Here is a 20,306-nt window from a genome sequence, read left to right as displayed (position 1 = left end):
ACCTATCTTCCTCCACACAGGATGCTCACCGATGAAGCGCGTCGTCGTCACCGGCATCGGCGGCCTTACGCCGCTCGGTCATGACTGGAGCACGATTTCCGTGCGCCTGCGCGACTATCGCAATGCGGTGCGCCGCATGCCGGAATGGGACTACTTCGATGCCTTGAACGGCCGCCTCGGCTGTCCCGTCGACGATTTCAAGCTGCCGGGCTGGCCGCGCAAGCAAGTACGTTCGATGGGCCGCGTCGCGCAACTCGCCGTCGCCGCCAGCGAGCGGGCACTGCATGACGCGGGACTGCATGGCGACGAAGCGATTCGCGATGGGCGCATGGGCGTGGCCTACGGCTCGTCCGGCGGCAGCGTGGAACCGATCCGCGCCATGGGCCATATGCTGGCGACCGGGTCGATGCAAGGTGTCACCGCGACCAGTTACATCCAGATGATGTCGCACACCACCGCCGTGAACATCGGCGTGTTCTTCGGCCTGAAAGGGCGGATCGTGCCGACCTCCAGCGCCTGCACCTCCGGCAGCCAGGCCATCGGCTATGGCTATGAGGCGATCCAGCAAGGCAAGCAGACGCTGATGCTATGCGGCGGCGCCGAGGAACTGTCCGGCCCGGGCGCGGCGGTGTTCGACACGCTGTTTGCCACCAGCACGCGCAACGACGAAGCCGCGCTGACCCCGCGTCCGTTCGACCGCGCCCGCGATGGCCTGGTGGTGGGCGAAGGCGCCACCACGCTGGTGCTCGAGGAGTACGAACATGCGTGTGCACGCGGCGCTCGCATCTATGCCGAGATTGTCGGCTTCGGCTGCAATTCCGATGGCAGCCACATCACCCAGCCCACCAGCGAGACCATGGCGGTGGCGATGCACATGGCCTTGCGTGATGCCGCGCTTGCGCCCGAGGCGATCGGCTACGTCAGCGCGCATGGCACCGCCACCGATCGCGGCGACGTGGCCGAGAGCCATGCCACGGCCAGCGTGCTTGGTACGCAGGTGCCGATCAGCTCGATGAAAAGCTATGTCGGCCATACGCTCGGCGCCTGCGGCGCGCTGGAATCGTGGTGGGCCATCGAGATGATGCGCGAGGGCTGGTTCGCCCCCACCATCAACCTGCAGCAGCCCGACCCGGAATGCGCCGCCCTGGACTACGTCATCGGCGAAGGGCGCCGCATCGACACCGCCTACGTGATGAACAACAACTTCGCCTTCGGCGGCATCAACACCTCGCTGATCTTCAAGGCCTGCGCCGCATGACGAGCGCAGATGGACATCGCCACACGCCGCGCGTCGTAGTGACCGGCATGGGTTCGGTGTCCTGCGCGGGCACCGGCAATGCCGCCCTGCTCGATGCCTTGCAGCAGCGACGCAGCGGTATCCGCTTTATGGAAACGCTGGCTGCGCTCGGCATGCGCTGCCGGGTTGGCGGTCCGGTGGACGAGACCGCGCTGGACGCCCCCTCGCGCAAGCTGCGCCGGTTCCTTTGCGCCACCACGTGGTACGCGTGGCAGGCCATGCGCGAGGCGATCGCGCAGGCGGGACTTGCGCCAGGCGACCTGCAATCACCGCACTGCGGCCTGGTCATGGGCGGTGGCGCGGCGTTGAGCGAGCATGAGATCGCGCTGGACAGTTTCCGCCAGCGCGGTATCGGCAAGTTGTCGCCGTTTATCGTGCCGCGCGGCATGAGCAGCGCGCTGGCGGCGGGCCTCGCTTATGCGTTCGACATTGGCGGACGCAGCCACGTGGTCAGTGCCGCCTGTACCAGTGGCGCGCATGCCATCGGGCAGGCGATGGAACTGATCCAGATGGGCAAGCAGGACATCGTGATCTGTGGCGGCAGCGAGGAATTGCACGACACCACCGCGCTTTGGTTCGACGCGATGGGCGCGCTGTCGGCGAACAGCAACGGACGCCCCAGCGCGGCCTCGCGCCCTTACGACGCGGATCGCGACGGCATCGTACTGGCGGCGGGCGCGGGCGTGCTGGTGCTCGAATCGCTGGAGCATGCCCGCCGGCGCGGCGCCGCCGTCATCGCCGAAGTGTGCGGCTACGGCGCCAGCACCGAGGCGCAAAGCATGGTCGGCCCCGGTGCGCAAGGCATCGCGCGGGCGATGCGCCAGGCACTGGTGTCCCATGCCAGCCCCGACTACATCAACACGCATGCCTGCTCCACGGCGCAGGGCGACCTGGCCGAATGGCAGGCGATCGAGCAGGTGTTCCGCGAACGCGACGCCGCGACGCCGCCGATGTCGTCGATCAAGGGCTTGATCGGGCACGCCCCCGGCGCGGCCGGCGCGCTGGATGCCATCGCCGGCCTGCTGATGATGCGGCACGATTTCCTTGCCGCCGGCAGCGCGATCGAAACGCCCGACCCCGCCTTCGCAGAAGCACCGCTGGTCACAGCACCCATCCATCGGCGGATCGGCAGCGTGTTGTCCAACAGTTTCGGCTTCGGCGGCAGTTGCGCCTCCTTGCTGTTCCACGCGGCCGAGGGAAGCTACGCATGATCGATGTGCGTATCGCCCAATGGCGCGCCTGGGCGCCTTCCCTCGAAACCGATGACGCCTGGCTGGCCTGGGCCCGGGAACCATGGACGCCGCTGGATCAGGGCGAGCAGCCCGACTGCGCGTTCTTGCCAGCCATGCACCGCCGCCGCTTGAGTCGCATGGCGCGCATGGCCTTGCAGGTCGCCTGGCCGCTATGCGATGACGACGAACAGCTGCCGCTGGTGTTCGCCTCGCGCCATGGCGAAACGCCACGCACCTATGCCTTGCTTGGCGACGTGATCGATCAGAAGCCGCTGTCGCCGACCCAGTTCGGCCTGTCCGTGCACAACGCGATCGCCGGGCAATGGTCGATCCTGCGCGGCCAGCGCGGCGAAGCCAGCGCCATTGCGGGCGAGGCGGATACGTTTGAGCACGCCATGCTCGAGGCCGCCACCTTGCTCGATCAGGGCGCACCCGCGGTTATCGTGGTGCTCGCCGAAGAACGGCCTCCCGCCGCTTACGACGAATGGATCGACGACGTGCCGTTCTCCTACGCCCTCGCCTTGCGCGTGGACAAGGCGGGGCCGGATCGTGGCGAACCGCCGAACCCGCACTGGCAACTCCGGCTGCAACGAAATATCGATCACGGCCATACCAGCGCCTGGCCGCATGCGCTCGCTTTCCTGCGCGCACTGCACGGACCGCGCGAACCTCTGCAACATGCATGGAAGATGAGACGATGGATCTGGCAGCCGACGAACTGAAATTCCACAAGGGCGACTTCTATCTGTGGCGGCTGGCCGCGACCGGCCTCAGTTTCCTGTTGTTCGGCATCGGCGGCCTGCTGCTGCGGCTGTTGTGGTTTCCGCTGCTCTCCCTGCTGCCGGGCGGACAGCTGGCGCATCGCCGCCGCGTGCGCGCCGCGATCAGCCGCGCGTTCCATTGGCATGTGCAGTTCATGTACCGCACTGGCGTACTTACCTTTACCGTGGAAGGCGCGGAGCGCCTGAACCAGCCCGGGCAGATGGTGATCGCCAACCATCCTTCGCTGATCGATGTGGTGTTTCTTGTCTCGCAGATCCGCGACGCGAACTGCATAGTCAAGCAGGGTCTATGGCGCAACCCGTGCATGCGCGGCCCGATCAGCACGGCGGGATACATCAGCAACAACGGCAGCCCGGAGATGCTCGAGCAAGCCGCGTCGGCGCTACGCGAAGGGCAGACGCTGATCGTATTTCCCGAGGGCACGCGCACCTCGCCGAACATGTCGCCGGTGTTTCATCGTGGCGCGGCGGCCATCGCGCTGCGCGGTGCGCGGGTGATCACGCCGGTATTCATCACGGTACAGCCGACCACGCTGACCAAGGCCGAGCCCTGGTACAGCATTCCCGACCGTCGCTTCCATGTGCGGCTGCGCGTGGGCGCCGACATCGATCCGGCTATGTTCAATGCCGCTGCGCCGATGCCGATAGCCTCGCGTCGACTCAACGACTACCTACACGACCTCTATGCCAAGGAGCTAGCCTCGCCATGAATGCCTTGCAACAGGATATTGCGCAACTGATCATCGACACGCTCAATCTGGAGCACCTGCAAGCGGCCGACATCCCGCCGGAACAGCCGCTGTTCGGCCAAGGCCTGGGCCTGGATTCGGTCGACGCGCTGGAACTGGCCTTGGCGTTGCAGCATCGCTTTAACATCCAGATCGCCTCCGATTCGCGCGATGCACGCCAGCATTTCGCCACGGTGGCCAGCCTGGCCGCCTTTGTCGAGGCGCAGCAGGCCGCATGCGCAAGCTGACGTCCTTCCTGTTGCCGGTGATCGGGCTGCTATACCCGTTCCTGGTCTATTTCGGCATGGAGCACGTGTCGACGCCGCTCTACGCGCTGGCGCTGGGCGCGATCTGGCTGATCCGTGCGCCGAGCCTGCTGAAACAGCCGGGCGGCCGCTGGATGATCGCCGCGGCGCTAGCCTATTGCGCGCTGCTCGCCTTCAGCGGCGAAGCGGCCATGCTGCGTTGGTACCCCAGCCTGATCAGCGCCTTGCTGCTGTTCGTCTTCGGCATCAGCCTGAAGTACGGTCCGCCGATGGTGGAGCGCATCGCGCGCGTGAGCGAGCCGGAGCTACCGCCAGAAGCGATTCCGTACACCCGCAAGGTCACCTGGGTCTGGGTCGGCTTCTTCATGTTCAATGGTCTGGTCTCTGCGGTACTCACGCTGTGGGCGCCACTGGGTTGGTGGACGCTCTACAACGGCTTGATCGCCTATTTCATCATGGGCACGCTGTTCGGCGGCGAGTGGCTGCTGCGCCGGAGCCTGAGAACTGCGCCGTGAACATGACGCAAGCCACCGCAAGCACGTTGGCCGCGCATCCCTGGGTGGCGCAGGTTGCCGTCGGACATAGCGGTGTGCTGCTGCAATTGAATGCCGAAGGTGTGGCCACGCTACGTCGACAAGGGCGGCAAGCCTGTATCGACGCTTTGCAACGACGACTCGCCGAACAGGCCATCCAAGCACCGCCATCCTGGCGCCTGTGCGATCGCTGGCCTGATTTGCCGAACCCTGCGCACATCGACATCTTGATCGGCCAGCCGCTGCCCAAGCACGCCTTGCTGCTGGCCGACAGCACGCTTCATGATGAAAGCATCTTGCAACTACTGCTGCCGCTGGAGTTGCAATATTTCAGCGGACACTTCCCACGCCTGCCGGTGCTCCCTGGCGTCGTGCAGCTCGCCTGGGCCTTGGAGCTGGCCGCCGAACGCCTGGGTACGCCGCGCCAATCCCGCCGGATGGACATGCTCAAGTTCCAGCACCTGCTGCGTCCGGGCGATGAGTTGCAGTTGCAGCTGCGCCACGACAGGGCCGCGCACAAGCTGCATTTCGCTTACCGGCTTGGCGATCGTGTAGCGTCCTGCGGACGCTTTGCCTGGGACCCCGCCGAACATGACTAAGCCGCTCGCGCATCAACGTCACTGGGCGGCGCAGAAAGAGCGCGGCAGCTTCGTGCTGATGAAGCTCACCGCCGTGGCCGCCCGGCACCTGGACCGACGTGTGCTGTCTCCGCTGCTGCATCTGATCGTGGCGTACTTCTTCATCTTCAGCCGGCGTACGCGCCAAGCCGCGCGGCAATACCAGTCGCGTCTGGCCGCATGGAGCGGCAACGCCCACTTGCGCCCTCGCCTGAGCAGCGTATTCGGCCAACATATGGCTTTCGCCCATTGCCTGCTGGACCGGCTGGATGTGTGGAACGGCAAGCTGCGCCTGGAGCAGGTGGAGCTGAATGATCCTGACGGCGTACGTACGCAAATGCTGGCGAGCCGGCGTAACGGCCGCGGCCAGATCCTGGTGTGCACGCATATGGGCAACCAGGATGTCAGTCGCGCCATGGCCGAACTCGGCGACCAGGTGCCGCTCAACGTGCTGGTGCACAACCGGCATGTCGACCGCTTCAACCGTCTGCTGGGCGAAGCAGGCGAGCAGCGCCTTCGGCTGATCCAGGTCAGCGATCTCGACACCGCCTTGATGATGGATCTTGCTCAGCGCATCGACCGTGGCGAATGGCTGGCAATCGCCGGCGATCGCGTGCCCGTGCATGGCGGGCGCTGCGTCACCGTCGATTTCCTGGGTCATCCCGCGCCGTTCCCGCAAGGCCCCTGGTTGATGGCCGGGTTGCTGCGTTGTCCGGTCAATCTGATTTGCTGCCTGAAGGTGGATGGGCGTTACCGCATCCACCTGGAACGCTACATCGAGGCGCCGACCTGGCAACGTGGTCAACGCGACGAGGCGATCCTCGCCTGGGTGCAAGGCTATGCCGAACGGCTGGCCCGACGCTGCCTGGAAGCGCCGCTGCAATGGTTCAACTTCTATCCCTACTGGCAGACACCGCATGCGGAGACCGACGATGCGCACTAGAGGCGTGCTGGGCACGGAGATCGAGGTGCGGGTGCCGTTCTTCGACGTCGACTCGATGGACGTGGTCTGGCATGGCCATTACGTGAAGTACCTGGAAATGGCACGTTGCGCGCTGCTGGACGAGATCGGCCACAACTACATGCAAATGAAGGCCGCCGGCTACGTATGGCCGGTGATCGATGTGCAGCTGCGCTATGTACGCGCGGCGCGCTTCGGCCAACGGCTGACGGTGCGCGCCGAACTGGTCGAGTGGCGTAACCGGCTCAAGCTGCATTACCTGTTGAGCGACGCGCAGACCGGCGAGCGGGTTACCCGCGCCAGCACCATCCAGGTCGCCGTGACCACCGCCGGTGAGATGCAGTTGCTGTCGCCGCGCGTCTTCACCGATATCGTCGAGCGCCGCCTGGCCATGCTTGGCTCCGATCCCATCCCCTTGTCGACGGCTACGGCCGATCACGCTGCGCAGGCCATCCCCGCATGAATTACGCCAGCCCCACGTATGTGGAAGAAACCCGTCTCGGCTTTCAGTTCCTGCGCACGCGGACCTGGCAGCACCATGTGCTGCGCGTGGCGATCAACGATCTCAAACGCCTGACCGGCGAGCCGTTGCCGCACGGCGGCACCCTGCTCGACGTCGGCTGCGGCCAGGGACGCTCATTCCGCCTGCTGCGCGACGCCTTCGGGCCTGACCGCCTGATCGGACTGGACGCCGATCCGCTCAGCCTTGAGCTGGCGCACGCGGAGGCGCAGCGCGAAGGCATCGAGGCGACCCTGCTTGCCGCCGATTGCGCACACATCCAGTTGCCCGATGCCAGCGCCGATATCGTGTTCTGCCACCAGACCTTTCATCATCTGGTGGAGCAGGAGCGCGCGCTCGCTGAATTCTGGCGCGTGTTGAAGCCGGGCGGCCTGCTGCTGTTCGCCGAATCGACCAAGGCTTACATCGACACCTGGGTGATCCGCTGGTTCTTCCGCCATCCGATGGAGGTGCAAAGGAGCGCGGACGAATACCTCGCCATGTTGCGTGCGCAAGGCTTTGCCTTCGAGCCGCAGCACGTCTCCCTGCCCTATCTGTGGTGGAGCCGCTCGCACGATTTCGGCTTGCTCGAACGTTGGGGCCTGCGGGCGCCACCGCCGCCGGGGCAGCGCGAGGAAACCCTGATCAACGTGGCGGCGCGCAAGCCGCTCGCGAGCGCATGAAGACCTATCTCAACGAACTCGGCGTGGTTTGTGCGCTCGGTGCCGGCAAGGCTGCCGTTGCCGAAGCGTTGTTTGCCGGCGACGACAGCGGTATCCGTCCCCATGCGGGCCGGCTACCCTGGGGCAGTCTGCCGCTGGCCGCTGCCTACGTCGAATTGCCTGCCATCCCGGACGCCCTGGCCGGTGCTCGCGATAATCGCAACAACCGCCTGCTGCTGGCCGCCGCGCGGGAGATCGAGGCGCCGATTCGCGCCGCCATCGCCCGTTACGGCAGCGAACGCATCGGCATCATCATTGGCACCAGCACGACCGGCATCGATGAAGCCTGCCATGGCATCGCCGGCTATCGCCGCGACGGTGCCTGGCCAGCGGACTACCGCTACGCCCACCAGGAACTGGGCGCGCCAGCCGAATGTCTCGCCGAATGGCTGGATATGGCCGGCCCCTGCTACGGCATTTCCACCGCCTGCACGTCGGGCGCACGCGCGCTGCTGAGTGCGCGACGACTGCTGCGCCTGGGCCTGTGTGACGCCGTGCTGTGCGGCGGTGCCGATACCCTGGCAGGCCTGCCGATCAATGGCTTTCAGGCACTCGAAGCCTTGGACGTTACGCGCTGCCAGCCGTTCTCGCGCAACCGGCGCGGCATCAATATCGGCGAGGCGGCCGCGCTGTTCCTGGTCACGCGCGAGCCCGGCCCAGTCGAGCTCCTGGGCGGCGGTGCCAGCAGCGACGCGTACCACATGTCCTCGCCGGATCCTCAGGGCCTGGGAGCACAGCAAGCCATGCAGGACGCCCTGCGTGACGCCGGCCTCGACGCTGGCGAGATCGACTACCTCAACCTGCATGGCACGGCGACCGAGCATAACGATGCGATGGAAAGCCAGGCCGTGGCGGCGGTGTTCGCAGCGGGCGTGCCCTGTTCTTCCACCAAGTCGATGACCGGGCATACGCTGGGTGCCGCATGCGCCCTGGAAGCCGCGTTCTGCTGGCTGAGCCTGAGCGACGCACGCGCCGAGCGGCGCCTGCCGCCCCACGTATGGGACGGCGAGGCGGATCCGGCCCTGCCGGCCCTGGCTTTTACCGGCGTTGGCGACCATCTGCCTGCCAGCGGCAAGCGCCACCTGATGAGCAATGCCTTTGCGTTCGGCGGCAATAATGCGTGCCTGATCCTGGGGGACGCGACGTGAGCCCGTGGTCGATCGCCGAAGTACTGCCGCATACCGATGCCATGATCCTGCTCGATCACATCGTTGCATGCGAGGCCGGGCGGATTGCCTGCACCCGCCGGGTACGCGCTGGCGAATCCTTCGTGGCCGACGATGGCAGCCTGCCCGCCTGGGCCGGACTTGAGCTGATGGCCCAGGCCGTCGCCGCCTGGGCCGGCTGGCAGGCGTTGGCCGCCGGCGAGCCGATTCGCCTCGGCTTCCTGCTCGGCACGCGGCACTACCATGCGACGGCCGACGCGTTTTCCGCGGGCAGCGAACTGCGCATTGAAGCCGTGCGTCACTTCCATGATGACGAAGGCATGGGCGTATTCGCTTGCCGCATCGACGCGCCGGGCGTGCACGCCGAGGCGCGGCTCACCGTTTTCAGTCCACCAGTTGCAGAGGAACTCCCGCATGTCTGAGACCATCCTGGTCACTGGCTCCAGCCGCGGCATCGGCCGCGCCATTGCCTTGCGCCTGGCTGCGGCCGGCTACGACCTGGTGCTGCATTGCCGCGCCCGCCGCGATGAAGCGGAAACCGTGCAACACAGCATCCAGGCGCTGGGTCGACAGGCGCGTGTGTTGCAGTTCGACATCGCCGACCGCGCCGCCTGCGCCGCTGCGCTGGAAAAAGATGTGGCGGACCATGGCGCCTACTACGGCGTGGTGTGCAATGCCGGCCTTACTCGCGACGGCGCGTTCCCTGCCCTCACCGGCGACGATTGGGATCAGGTGCTGCGCGCCAATCTGGACGGCTTCTACAACGTGCTGCATCCCCTGATCATGCCGATGATCCGTCGCCGCGCAGCAGGCCGCATCGTCTGCATCACCTCGGTATCGGGCCTGATCGGCAACCGCGGCCAGGTGAACTACAGCGCCTCCAAGGCCGGCGTGATCGGTGCCGCCAAGGCGCTGGCCGTCGAGCTGGCCAAGCGCAAGATCACCGTCAACTGTGTCGCGCCCGGCCTGATCGACACCGACATGCTCGATGCGGAGCTGCCGCTGGACGAGATCCTCGCCATGATCCCGATGCAGCGCATGGGCTCACCCGATGACGTCGCCGCCGCGGTGCAGTTTCTGCTGAGCGCGGAGGCCGGCTACATCACCCGCCAGGTGCTGGCGGTGAATGGCGGCCTGTGCTGAAGGCCCTGCACGGAATGGAAGGGACACGCCTTGACCATCGCCCGCTCCTCATCGATGTTCACTCGCTGCCCCACGCAACCCGGGAGATCCACCGCATGAAAGCAAAACACCTGAGCCTGTGCGCCCTGTTCCTGATGGCCTTGCCCTTCGCCAGCATGGCGGCCGACCGCGTCGTGCATCTGCCGTTCGCGCAGGCCCTCGCCGCAGGACAAAAGAGCGGCAAGCTCGATGGCAGCGTGAAGTTCTATCTCGCCGGCACCCAGCCCAACGGCAAGCTGAACGTACTCAAGGAAAACGTCGAAGTCAGCCGCAAGACGAATGCGTTCGGCAAGAAGGAACCGGTGACGTGTGCGTGGGTGCTGCAATCGGTGCTGATCAGTCTGCAGGAGCAAGCGAAAGCGGCCGGGGCAAATGCGGTCGTGGACGTCGTCAGCAACTACGACGGCACTGAATACAGCGACAGCGAGGCCTACGAATGCCATGTCGGCTTGCTGATGTCCGGCGTACAGCTGAAGGGCAAGCTCGCCACGGTGGAATAATCGCGCGGCCGAGGGTAGGACCGCGGCCTGTAGCGGACCCGCGAGGCGTTTTCGCCCGCGGGGCGGATGTAGCCCCGCCAGCGCGTGATGCGCTGCGCCAACGCTCCCGGCGCTTACTGCGCTACCATTTCCTACCCACCTAAGCCCCAGGCCGGAGTTTGCGATGCGCCCGTTTCCTCTCGGTGAAGATATCGATTTGCTACGCGAAAGCGTGCACGCGTTCGCGGAGAAGGAGATCGCCCCGCGCGCCGATCACATCGACCGCGAGAACCTGTTTCCCGCCGATCTGTGGGGCAAATTCGGCGACATGGGCCTGCTTGGCGTCACCATCCCTGAGGCGTACGGCGGCTCCGGCATGGGTTTCCTCGCGCACCTGGTGGCGATGGAGGAAATCTCGCGTGCATCCGGTTCGGTAGGCCTTTCCTACGGTGCGCACTCCAACCTGTGCGTGCAGAACATCTTCCACAACGGCAACGAAGCGCAGCGTCGCAAGTACATTCCCAAACTGTGCTCGGGCGAGTACGTGGGTGCGCTGGCGATGAGCGAACCCGGTGCCGGCTCCGACGTGGTCGGTTCGATGAGCTGCAAGGCCGAGAAGAAAGGCGACGTCTGGGTCGCCAACGGCTCGAAGATGTGGATCACCAACGGTCCTGACGCTGACGTGCTGCTGGTGTACATGCGCACCGCGCCGCGCCCGGCCGGCAGTCGTTGCATGACGGCCTTCATCGTCGAAAAAGGCATGAAAGGTTTCAGCACCGCGCAGAAACTGGACAAACTCGGCATGCGCGGCTCGAACACCTGCGAGCTGGTGTTTGAGGATTGCGAGATTCCCGTCGAGAACATCGTCGGCGAAGTCAACGAAGGCGTGCGCGTGCTGATGAGCGGACTCGATACCGAGCGCCTGGTGCTCTCGGGCGGCCCGATCGGCCTGATGCAGGCGGCCATGGATATCACCCTGCCCTACGTGCGCGAGCGCAAGCAGTTCAACGCGCCGATCGGCACGTTCGGCCTGATGCAGGGCAAGGTGGCGGACATGTACACGGCGCTACAGTCGTCGCGTGGTTTTGCGTACATGGTCGCGCAGCAATTCGACAGCAACGTGAAGTCGCGCATCGATCCCGCAGCTTGCCTGCTCAATGCTTCGCAGAATGCGGTGAAAGTGGCGCTGGAAGCGATCCAGGCGCTGGGCGGTAATGGCTATATCAACGAGTTCCCGGCCGGTCGCCTGCTGCGCGACGCCAAGCTTTACGAAATCGGCGCCGGCACCAACGAGATCCGCCGCATGCTGATCGGCCGCGAGCTGTTCCACGGCAAGGCGTAACATCACTTCTTCCTCTCCCCGCTGGGGAGAGGACCGAGGTGAGGGGCGGGTGCTCGCGGGAAGGTTTCTACGGAGCCTTCTTCGACATGGCTTTATCGCAAGATTGGCCCCTCACCCTACCCTCTCTCCCACAGGGACTACCTTCGGGTCGCCCAAAAGGGGAGAGGGAACAGCGTCGCATCAGAAATTCAGGCGATAGTTCAGCGTATCCATCTTGCCGCGATCGTGCTGGGCCACATACTGGTCGACACCGAGCGACAGCGTGGAACGCCGCGACATGGCCCAATCCAGGCTCACCCCGGCATCACCGCCATAACGCGACAAGCCGATGCCACCCACCGGCGCCCACTGGTTGAGCACGGCGAAGCTGGCATCGACGACGTCGCCATGCATGCTGAAAGCACGCTGCCACAACATGTGCCCCTGCAGGGTGAGATGGCCGCCGCCCGCAAGCGCCCAATCGCTGCCAGCACGCAGACCCGCACCGGCCTGCCAGCGCTGCACCGATTGCGCACCGGCCTTGAGGCCGAATCCATCGCCACCCAGCTCATTGAAGCCATCGGTGGTGATGTCCGCGTATTGCAGATTGAGGTAAGGCGTGACGTGCACGCCGCCGAGTGACATGCGGTAACCGCTTTCACCGTAGGCGATGCCGTAGCGACCATGGGTGTCGCTGGCCACGCTCTCGACAGCGCTGCCCAGTTCCAGATGGCGACGCATGTCTTCGCGATAACTGCCGACGCCCAGCCGTCCCATCGCGTACCACGCGTTTTGCGCGATACCGCCGTAGAGCATGCCTTCGACCGCGCGGCTCTGCCCCTGGTCGGCGAATTCGTCGAGCCTGCCGAGATCCTGGCTCTGGCTGACCGCAAAACCCACGACGCCGTTGCTGCCGAAGCGACGATCCTGCCCCACCATCCAGCCACTCAGGTCGTAGCCGACGCTACCGTAGCCGTTGCGGCTCATGCTGCCGTAATCACCCAGCGACTGGGTCCAGCCGCCGACAGACGTGACATCGGCAATCCGGTCGAAACGGTTGGACAGCGCACGCGTACCGGCATCCATGGCATCAAACGTCATGGCCGCGCTGGCCGCGTGCAGTTGACCGGAGAGACTCGACAGAGACTGCTGCAATGCGCTGGTCGTCGCGGTTTGCTGCAGGCTCGCCGCGCCGTTGATGAAAGACGTGGGCACCGCGCCACCGCCGCTGGCGCCGCCCTGGCCGACCTGCGCATTGATCTGGCTGAAAGCTCCGTCCACGCGTTGGGCCGCGGCGAAGGAGGCCGGCGTATAAGTCACGCCGGTCACGGCACTGGCCTGTACCTGGCTCACGTTCAACCAGGCGTTGGTGGCATCGTAGTTGAGCGTGGCTGTGAGCAGCACGCCGGTGGCTTCGTTGAGTGCGGAGAACGTACCCGCAAGACCGCCTTTGGCCGTAAGCACGTCGGTTTGCACGTTGACCGCATAGCCTTGATTCACCCCGGTGACATACAGGTCGCCGCCGGTGAGGCTCGCCGTACCGGCCACCTGCAGCGACGAACCCAGCGCCACCGCCAGCCGACCGGCCCCCTGCTGAAGGTAGTTGCCGCCGACCGTGACATTGCTGCCGCTGGCCGCCAGCACGCCGGCATTGGTGACCGAACCGGCTATCGCTGGCGTCCCACTCAACACACCTTGTGCACCAATGCTGACGCTCGACGCCAACGAAGCGGCCACCAGCATGCCGCCCTGGATCTGGGTCAGTCCGGTGTAGGTCGACGGCTTCGTCAGGTTCAGCGTGCCCGTGCCCTGCTTGATCAAACCGCCCGCGCCGGAGATGGGATTGTTCCAGCTGGACGTGCCACTGAAACTGACGGTGACATCACCCCAGTTGAACTGCTCCGGCCCGTTCACGGCCTTGCCGACATCCAGCTCGCCGTAGCCGAAGGACGGATTGGGCTGCGAACCACCCAGGGGGTCGGCCGTACCGAGCAAGGTCTGTCGCACCAGGTCGTTGCTGAAATACGGATAGGCCTGCCACACCAGGGCCGCTGCACCGGAAACCTGCGGCGCGGCCAGCGACGTGCCCTCGACGATCCAATAGGTTTCATTGGCCGTGCTGGTGTCGCCCTTGCCGCTGACGATCACATCGCCCGGCGCGCCGAGGCAATAGTTCATCGCGATGCCACATTTGTTCGAATAGCTGTCGAGCTGGGTCGGGTTGTTGCTGTTGATCGCCACCACGGTGAGCCAGCCCTTCTCCAGGTCGGGCGCCAGGCTGGGTAGCGCTGCGATCGTGCTGGGATTGGCCTGTGAGTCGTTGCCTGCCGCAAACACCACCAGGCCACCCCAGCTATTGATGAAGGCGTTGTAGGCGTCGTGGAAACCTTGCGTGGTAGCCGTATCGCTCGAACTCCAGCTGATCCCACCCCAGGAGTTGTTCATCACCTTGACGCCGTTGGCGATCAGGTCAGCGTTCACCTGGCCCAGCGGAATGGCGTTCGAACTTGTCACCGGGGTCGGCGCGGTCGAGCCGTTATCGTCCGGCGCCTTGTCGTCGACGATCCGCGCGGACACGATATCCGCCCCTGGCGCAATGCCGCCGGCAAACGAGCCGAACGAGGTACCCGCAGCGATCTCCGCCACATAGGTGCCATGCCCGTTCACATCGCCGACGCTGAGGTTGTTGGTCTTCGGGTCGACATAGGTCAACTGCTTGATCACCCGCCCCGCCAGTGCGGGATGCGTGGCCATCACGCCGGTGTCGACAATGCCGATGGTGACGCCTGAGCCGTTATTGCCCGCTGCGTGTGCGGCGTACGTGTTGGTGAGGCTGAGATGGGCATTGATGGGCGGCTGGGCTACGGTCGACGCGGGCGGCGGCGCTGATGGTGGTGTCGCCGGGGTGGTCGGCTTGACATTGCCACTACCGCCGCCGCCACCGCACGCGCCCAAGCCAAGCGCCATCGTCGCCAGCAACGCCACCCGGCGCTGCCGCAATCCAAACCCTTCCGTGTTCATAGCGGCCCCCGCCCCATCGCACATGCCCATCTTTCTGTGACGAAGCCCCCTGCACGCGTCGCCACCCCTCTGGACACAAATAGTGGCACAACGGAAACGCAACTAAATGTCGGTCAGCCCGCACCGCTATCGCAAGTAAGCCTGGTTTGCCCCGCTTGGCTGGGGACTGCGATAATCCTACGGCTATTTACCGGGCACCCCTGCCCCATCAAGTACTTGCGGAGATCCCCATGTCGGACGTCAGTGTTGTCATCGCCGGTGCCAAGCGCACAGCCATTGGCTCTTTCCTCGGCCAGTTCACCGGTGTGCCTACCCCCACATTGGGCGCGACGGCCATCCGCGCCGCCCTGGAGCAGTCCGGCGTGGCTGCTGCGGATATCAGCGAAGTCATCATGGGCTGCGTGCTGCCCGCCAACCTCGGCCAGGCACCGGCGCGCCAGGCATCGCTGGGGGCAGGCCTGCCAGTCGGCGTGGGCTGCACGACTGTCAACAAGGTCTGCGGTTCGGGCATGAAGGCCATCATGCTGGGTCACGACCTGATCAAGGCCGGTTCGGCCGCCATCGTCGTCGCCGGCGGCATGGAGTCCATGACCAACGCGCCGCACATGGTCAACGCACGTACCGGTATCCGTTACGGTGACGGCCAGCTGGTCGACCATATGGCGTGGGACGGCCTGACCAACCCGTACGACGGCAAGGCCATGGGCGTGTTCGGCGAACTGTGCGCCGACAAGTACCACTTCACCCGCGAGGAACAGGACGCCTTCTCGATGACGTCGGTCGAACGTGCCAAGGCCGCCCAGCAGGCCGGCGCCTTCGCTGGCGAGATCGCTCCGGTCACCGTCGCCAGCCGCAAGGGCGAGGTCAAGGTGGACATCGACGAGCAGCCCGGCCGCTCCGATGTCAGCAAGATCCCCACCTTGAAGCCGGCGTTCCGTAAAGAAAACGGCACGATCACCGCTGCCAGCTCATCGAGCATTTCCGATGGCGCCGCCGCCGTGGTGATCCTGTCGGCCGACAACGCCAAGGCGCGTGGTCTTCAGCCGCTGGCACGCATCGTCGCGCACACGACTCATTCACAGGAGCCGGAATGGTTCACCACCGCGCCGGTGACGGCCATCCACAAGGTGCTGGAGAAGGCCGGCTGGAAGGTCAGCGACGTCGACCTGTTCGAGGTCAATGAGGCCTTCGCCGTGGTCGCCATGGCGGCCATGCGCGAGCTGGACATCCCGCACGACAAGCTCAATGTCAACGGCGGCGCCTGTGCGCTTGGCCACCCGATCGGCGCCAGCGGCGCCCGCCTGGTGGTCACCTTGCTCAACGCACTGAAGACACGCGGCCTCAAGCGTGGCGTGGCCTCGCTGTGCATTGGCGGCGGCGAAGCCACCGCCATCGCCATCGAGTGCATCGACTGATCAGGGTCTCCCTCGGCGGCCGTACAAACGGCCGCCGCTGAAAGACGGTTAACCGTATTTTTAGGTGCATTACCTAAAGTTGTGGCGCATTTTCCACGAAAGCGTTATTAATACGCCCGCCAAACGGCATTCCACGGCAAAGGAGATTCACCATGAAGTTCACGCGTACCCTACTCGCCTCCGCGCTCGTCGCGCTGCTGGCGGCTTGCAGCAACGGCGCGCAGGATTCCGCGCAGGACGCTCAGAAGTCGGCTGACCAGGCTCAGCAGGCTGCTGACCAGGCTCAGAAGGCTGCTGCTGCGCCGACCGAGCAGGCTGCTCCGGCTGCTGCTCCGGCTTCGACCGCTGCGGCTCCGGCTGCTGCTCCGGCTTCGACCGCTGCTGCTCCGGCTGCTGCTTCGACTGCTGGTCACTAAGCTTCACATGTTCTTCCGAAAACCGGCCGCCTTGTGCGGCCGGTTTTCTTTTGCCCGTACCCCGCATGCGTAGGCGGTACAGCTGCCGGGCCTGGACCGTTATCATCGGGGTTCAACCCGAACGGTAGTCCCAGCTCATGAGCGTCATCGCCACGCAGATCGACCCGCGGTCATCCGAATTCCAGGCCAGCAGCACGCAATTGCGAGCCCTGGTGGATGACCTGCAGCGCGAGCTGACGCGTAGCGCGGAGGGGGGTGGCGAGAAGGCCCGCGACAAGCACACGGCCCGCGGCAAGCTGCTGCCACGCGAGCGTATCCGCGCCCTGCTCGACCCAGGTTCGCCGTTCCTGGAACTGTCGCCCCTGGCCGCCCATGGCATGTACGACGACGCGGCGCCTGCTGCAGGCATCATCACCGGCGTCGGCCGGGTCAATGGCCTCGAAGTAGTGGTGGTCGCCAATGACGCCACGGTGAAAGGCGGCACCTACTTCCCGATCACCGTAAAGAAACACCTACGCGCGCAAGAAGTCGCGCTGGAGAACCGCCTGCCCTGCATCTACCTGGTGGATTCGGGCGGCGCCTTCTTGCCGCTGCAGGACGAGGTGTTTCCCGACAAGGAACATTTCGGCCGCATCTTCTTTAACCAGGCACGCATGTCCGGCCTGGGCATCCCGCAGATCGCCGTGGTGATGGGTTCGTGCACGGCCGGCGGCGCCTACGTGCCGGCCATGAGCGACGAAACGATCATCGTGCGCGGCCAGGGCACCATCTTCCTCGGCGGCCCGCCACTGGTGAAGGCGGCTACGGGCGAAGTGGTGGATGCCGAGGCGCTCGGCGGCGCAGACGTCCATACGTCCGTCTCCGGCGTGGCCGACCACTACGCGGAGAACGACGCACATGCGCTGTCGATCGCCCGCGATATCGTCGCCAGCCTGAACCGCAAGAAGGACATGCCGCTGGCGCTGCGCGCGCCGGCTGAGCCGCTATATGCCGCCGAAGAACTCTATGGCGTGATTCCCCAGGACACACGCCGCCCATTCGATATCCGCGAGGTGATCGCGCGCATCGTCGACGGTTCCGAGCTTCATGAATTCAAGGCACGTTACGGCAAGACCCTGGTTTGCGGCTTTGCGCACATCCATGGCTACCCCGTGGGCATCATCGCAAACAACGGCATCCTGTTTTCGGAGTCGGCGCTCAAGGGCGCGCACTTCATCGAGCTGTGCAACCAGCGCAATGTGCCGCTGGTATTCCTGCAGAACATCACCGGCTTCATGGTCGGCAAGAAGTACGAGAACGCCGGCATTGCCAAGGACGGCGCGAAAATGGTCACGGCCGTAGCCTGCTCGCACGTGCCGAAGTTCACCGTGGTGATCGGCGGCAGTTTTGGTGCTGGCAACTACGCCATGTGTGGCCGCGCCTACGGCGCCCGTTTCCTGTGGATGTGGCCGAACGCGCGCATCAGCGTGATGGGTGGCGAGCAGGCTGCGTCCGTGCTGGCCACGGTGCGCCGCGACGGTATCGAGGCCGCCGGCAAGACCTGGAGCGCCGAGGACGAAGAGGCCTTCAAGGCCCCTATCCGCGATCAGTACGAACGCCAGGGCCATCCCTACTATGCCAGCGCGCGCCTGTGGGACGACGGCATCATCGATCCCGCCGATACCCGCCGCGTGCTCGGCCTTGCGATCTCCGCTTCGCTCAACGCGCCCATCGAACCTCAGCGTTACGGCGTGTTCCGCATGTAATACCGTGCAGACGACGTCCCGGCTGGCCGCTCCGTGCGGCTAGCCGAGCGTGGTCGCGCTGCCGATCGCCGCCGCCTCAGTGCGATGCAGGTCGAACACCAGGACCTCGTTATTGCCTACGCGCAGCCAGGAAGCCGGACAGTACAGCCGATGCTGAGGACCGATGCGCCAATGACGACCCAACAGTTGTCGATTGACCCATACATAGCCCTTGTCCCAGGCGCTCATGTCCAGATAGCAGTCGCCTAGCTGCGCCAGCTCGAAGCTCGCGCGAAAGAACAGGCCGGGCTGCGTGCATGGCTGTCGCAGTGGCTTCAGGCTGGCGAGGTAGTCCGCGTCCAAGGGCAGGCTGTGAGCGTCCCAGCCATGCAATGGCTCGCCATCGAGACGGATCGCACCGAGGATACCTTTGCGGTCGGCCATGGCCTTGCCATAGCCCACGTGACCGAAACTGTCGACCAGGATATCGAGCGTCGCGTCGCCCACGTTCGGCAAAACGATCGGCGCCTGCGGGTGCAGGCCCGGCTTTTGTACACGCGAGAGGTAGTCGAGATAGCGCCCGGCATGAAAAACCGTGGCGTAATCGTGCACGCCCTCGAGCGACAGGCTTCCGCCACCGCGCAGCACCCGGCGGTACAGCACCAGGCCATGGTCCTGGCCAAATAGCCGTTCGTTGGCCTGTGGCTGCTCGATATGGTGGGGCGCTGGCAGGTTGTCCCACAGCGAGGCCCATGGCTGCGCCATGAGTTCGGGCAGATGGATAACCGGTGGCGGCTCGGGCGGCTCGAGTAACGGCTTGCCGAGGTGTTCACCCATCAGCCCACGGAAACGGTGATAGTCGGCCGTTGCCACGCCACGCTCGTCGATCGGCGCGCCGTAGTCGTAACTGGTAATGACCGGCTCGAAGTTGCTGCCATCGCCATGCGCATTGGCGCCGGCACCGAACCCGAAGTTGGTACCGCCATGGACCACGTAAAGATTGAACGAGCGGCCCTGCTTGAGCAGATCCTTGAGGGTGCCGGCATAGTCGCCCTGTTGGAACGCGGTATCGCCCCAATGCGTTAGCCAGCCGGGATAGCCCTCACCCACCCATACCGGCGCGTCGGCTGCATGCGTCTGGGCGGCAACGAAGTCCGTGTCGCCATCCAGCCCCACGGCCGCACCCGGCAGCCACGTGTATTGCTGGCGTAGCTGGGCAAGTCCGTCGGAGATCGAGAAGGGACCTTCGATACCGTGCTCGCGCCACATGCTGCGCAGCTGTTCCAGATAAGCCAGGTCGTTGCCGAACGAGGCGTACTCGTTCTCGATCTGCAGCATCAGGATCGGCCCGCCACGACTTGCCATCCATGGCGCGATACGCGGCGCGATGACGTCCAGATAACGCGTCACCGCCTGCATATAGCGTGCGTCGTGGCGATCGCGCACGCGGATGTCCGCCTCGCGCAGCAGGTACGGGGGCAATCCGCCGTAGTCCCACTCGCCGCAGACATATGGACCGGGGCGCAGGTACAACCACATACCGTGTTCGGCACAGCGCGCGATGAACCGCGCAAAGTCGCGACTGCCGCTTTCCAGGTCGAATACGCCCGGCTCCCGTTCCAGGGCGTTCCACATCAGATAGATCGCGATGGTGTTGAGCCCCATCGACTTCGCCATAAGGATGCGGTGATCCCAATAGTCGACAGGGATGCGGATCGGATGCATCTCGCCACTGCGAATCTGGAACGGTCGTCCGTCCAGCAGGAATTGTTGTCTTGAGAACTCAAAGCGATGCGCCCTGCCGTCCGGCGCAACGTCGACGGCAGGTAGTGCTGCCGGCGTTGCGGCGGTAACGCGTGTCCCGAGCGCCGCGAACGGCATCAGGGCGGTAAAGCGGAGAAAGTCCCGTCGTTGCATTCACCCCTCCTCAGCCGGCAGCGTCGTG

19 protein-coding genes and 1 pseudogene are annotated in these 20,306 nt (G+C 65.3%); 18 read left to right on the top strand and 2 right to left on the bottom strand.

The window, feature by feature from the left end; translation table 11 throughout:
• Positions 1-31 precede the first annotated feature (31 nt).
• From ACT01B_RS06240 to ACT01B_RS06170, 15 genes are all read left to right on the top strand, one after another.
• On the top strand, positions 32-1,258 hold the full coding sequence (locus tag ACT01B_RS06240; protein ID WP_445146509.1) for a beta-ketoacyl-ACP synthase: 1,227 nt from the start codon (positions 32-34) through the stop codon (positions 1,256-1,258).
• A complete protein-coding gene (locus ACT01B_RS06235; protein ID WP_445146508.1) occupies positions 1,255-2,508 on the top strand; it encodes a beta-ketoacyl-[acyl-carrier-protein] synthase family protein in 1,254 nt (417 codons plus the stop codon). The genes ACT01B_RS06240 and ACT01B_RS06235 overlap by 4 nt, the downstream gene beginning before the upstream one ends.
• Positions 2,505-3,251, top strand: a complete 747-nt coding sequence (locus ACT01B_RS06230; protein ID WP_445146507.1) for a beta-ketoacyl synthase chain length factor — start codon at positions 2,505-2,507, stop codon at positions 3,249-3,251. Before ACT01B_RS06235 ends, ACT01B_RS06230 begins: the two co-directional genes overlap by 4 nt.
• Positions 3,212-4,021 (top strand): lysophospholipid acyltransferase family protein, encoded by an 810-nt coding sequence (locus ACT01B_RS06225; protein ID WP_445146506.1) that lies wholly within the window; start codon positions 3,212-3,214, stop codon positions 4,019-4,021. Before ACT01B_RS06230 ends, ACT01B_RS06225 begins: the two co-directional genes overlap by 40 nt.
• On the top strand, positions 4,018-4,287 hold the full coding sequence (locus ACT01B_RS06220; RefSeq protein WP_445146505.1) for a phosphopantetheine-binding protein: 270 nt from the start codon (positions 4,018-4,020) through the stop codon (positions 4,285-4,287). The genes ACT01B_RS06225 and ACT01B_RS06220 overlap by 4 nt, the downstream gene beginning before the upstream one ends.
• Positions 4,275-4,820, top strand: coding sequence for a hypothetical protein (locus ACT01B_RS06215; protein WP_445146504.1), 546 nt, complete (start codon positions 4,275-4,277; stop codon positions 4,818-4,820). Before ACT01B_RS06220 ends, ACT01B_RS06215 begins: the two co-directional genes overlap by 13 nt.
• 2 nt (positions 4,821-4,822) lie before the next feature.
• The gene (locus ACT01B_RS06210) at positions 4,823-5,437 is read left to right on the top strand and encodes an ApeI family dehydratase (RefSeq protein ID WP_445147437.1); all 615 of its coding nucleotides are present in this window, start codon (positions 4,823-4,825) and stop codon (positions 5,435-5,437) included.
• Positions 5,430-6,398: an LpxL/LpxP family acyltransferase gene (locus ACT01B_RS06205; protein WP_445146503.1), complete on the top strand. Its 969-nt coding sequence runs from the start codon at positions 5,430-5,432 to the stop codon at positions 6,396-6,398. Before ACT01B_RS06210 ends, ACT01B_RS06205 begins: the two co-directional genes overlap by 8 nt.
• The gene (locus ACT01B_RS06200) at positions 6,388-6,879 is read left to right on the top strand and encodes an acyl-CoA thioesterase (protein WP_445146502.1); all 492 of its coding nucleotides are present in this window, start codon (positions 6,388-6,390) and stop codon (positions 6,877-6,879) included. The genes ACT01B_RS06205 and ACT01B_RS06200 overlap by 11 nt, the downstream gene beginning before the upstream one ends.
• The gene (locus tag ACT01B_RS06195; RefSeq protein WP_445146501.1) at positions 6,876-7,598 is read left to right on the top strand and encodes a class I SAM-dependent methyltransferase; all 723 of its coding nucleotides are present in this window, start codon (positions 6,876-6,878) and stop codon (positions 7,596-7,598) included. Before ACT01B_RS06200 ends, ACT01B_RS06195 begins: the two co-directional genes overlap by 4 nt.
• A complete protein-coding gene (locus ACT01B_RS06190; protein ID WP_445146500.1) occupies positions 7,595-8,785 on the top strand; it encodes a beta-ketoacyl-ACP synthase in 1,191 nt (396 codons plus the stop codon). Before ACT01B_RS06195 ends, ACT01B_RS06190 begins: the two co-directional genes overlap by 4 nt.
• Positions 8,782-9,225 carry an ApeP family dehydratase gene (locus ACT01B_RS06185; RefSeq protein WP_445146499.1) on the top strand — a complete coding sequence of 148 codons (444 nt, stop codon included), beginning with the start codon at positions 8,782-8,784 and terminating at the stop codon, positions 9,223-9,225. The genes ACT01B_RS06190 and ACT01B_RS06185 overlap by 4 nt, the downstream gene beginning before the upstream one ends.
• Positions 9,218-9,946, top strand: coding sequence for a 3-oxoacyl-ACP reductase FabG (gene fabG, locus ACT01B_RS06180; protein ID WP_445146498.1), 729 nt, complete (start codon positions 9,218-9,220; stop codon positions 9,944-9,946). Before ACT01B_RS06185 ends, fabG begins: the two co-directional genes overlap by 8 nt.
• A 95-nt stretch (positions 9,947-10,041) precedes the next feature.
• Positions 10,042-10,485, top strand: a complete 444-nt coding sequence (locus ACT01B_RS06175) for an excinuclease (RefSeq protein ID WP_445146497.1) — start codon at positions 10,042-10,044, stop codon at positions 10,483-10,485.
• Between the two features lie 163 nt (positions 10,486-10,648).
• A complete protein-coding gene (locus tag ACT01B_RS06170; RefSeq protein ID WP_445146496.1) occupies positions 10,649-11,806 on the top strand; it encodes an isovaleryl-CoA dehydrogenase in 1,158 nt (385 codons plus the stop codon).
• Positions 11,807-11,986: 180 nt separating this feature from the next.
• Here ACT01B_RS06170 and ACT01B_RS06165 read toward each other — a convergent pair whose 3' ends face one another.
• The gene (locus tag ACT01B_RS06165; RefSeq protein ID WP_445146495.1) at positions 11,987-14,806 is read right to left on the bottom strand and encodes a S8 family serine peptidase; all 2,820 of its coding nucleotides are present in this window, start codon (positions 14,804-14,806) and stop codon (positions 11,987-11,989) included.
• Positions 14,807-15,036: 230 nt separating this feature from the next.
• On the opposite strand from ACT01B_RS06165, the gene ACT01B_RS06160 reads away from it, so the two are divergent.
• The 3 genes and pseudogenes from ACT01B_RS06160 (at position 15,037) to ACT01B_RS06150 (ending at position 18,382) form a co-directional block, all read left to right on the top strand.
• A complete protein-coding gene (locus tag ACT01B_RS06160) occupies positions 15,037-16,221 on the top strand; it encodes an acetyl-CoA C-acyltransferase (protein ID WP_445146494.1) in 1,185 nt (394 codons plus the stop codon).
• Positions 16,222-16,373: 152 nt separating this feature from the next.
• Positions 16,374-16,628: pseudogene (locus ACT01B_RS06155) on the top strand (hypothetical protein); the annotation flags it as partial.
• 146 nt (positions 16,629-16,774) lie between these two features.
• Positions 16,775-18,382 (top strand): carboxyl transferase domain-containing protein, encoded by a 1,608-nt coding sequence (locus tag ACT01B_RS06150; RefSeq protein ID WP_445146493.1) that lies wholly within the window; start codon positions 16,775-16,777, stop codon positions 18,380-18,382.
• A 39-nt stretch (positions 18,383-18,421) separates the two neighbouring features.
• On the opposite strand, the gene ACT01B_RS06145 is transcribed toward ACT01B_RS06150, so the two are convergent.
• Positions 18,422-20,278 carry a beta-galactosidase gene (locus ACT01B_RS06145; RefSeq protein WP_445146492.1) on the bottom strand — a complete coding sequence of 619 codons (1,857 nt, stop codon included), beginning with the start codon at positions 20,276-20,278 and terminating at the stop codon, positions 18,422-18,424.
• Positions 20,279-20,306 lie beyond the last annotated feature (28 nt).

The organism is Dyella sp. Tek66A03 (genome assembly GCF_052567735.1).
This window is presented reverse-complemented; position numbering and strand designations above follow the sequence as displayed.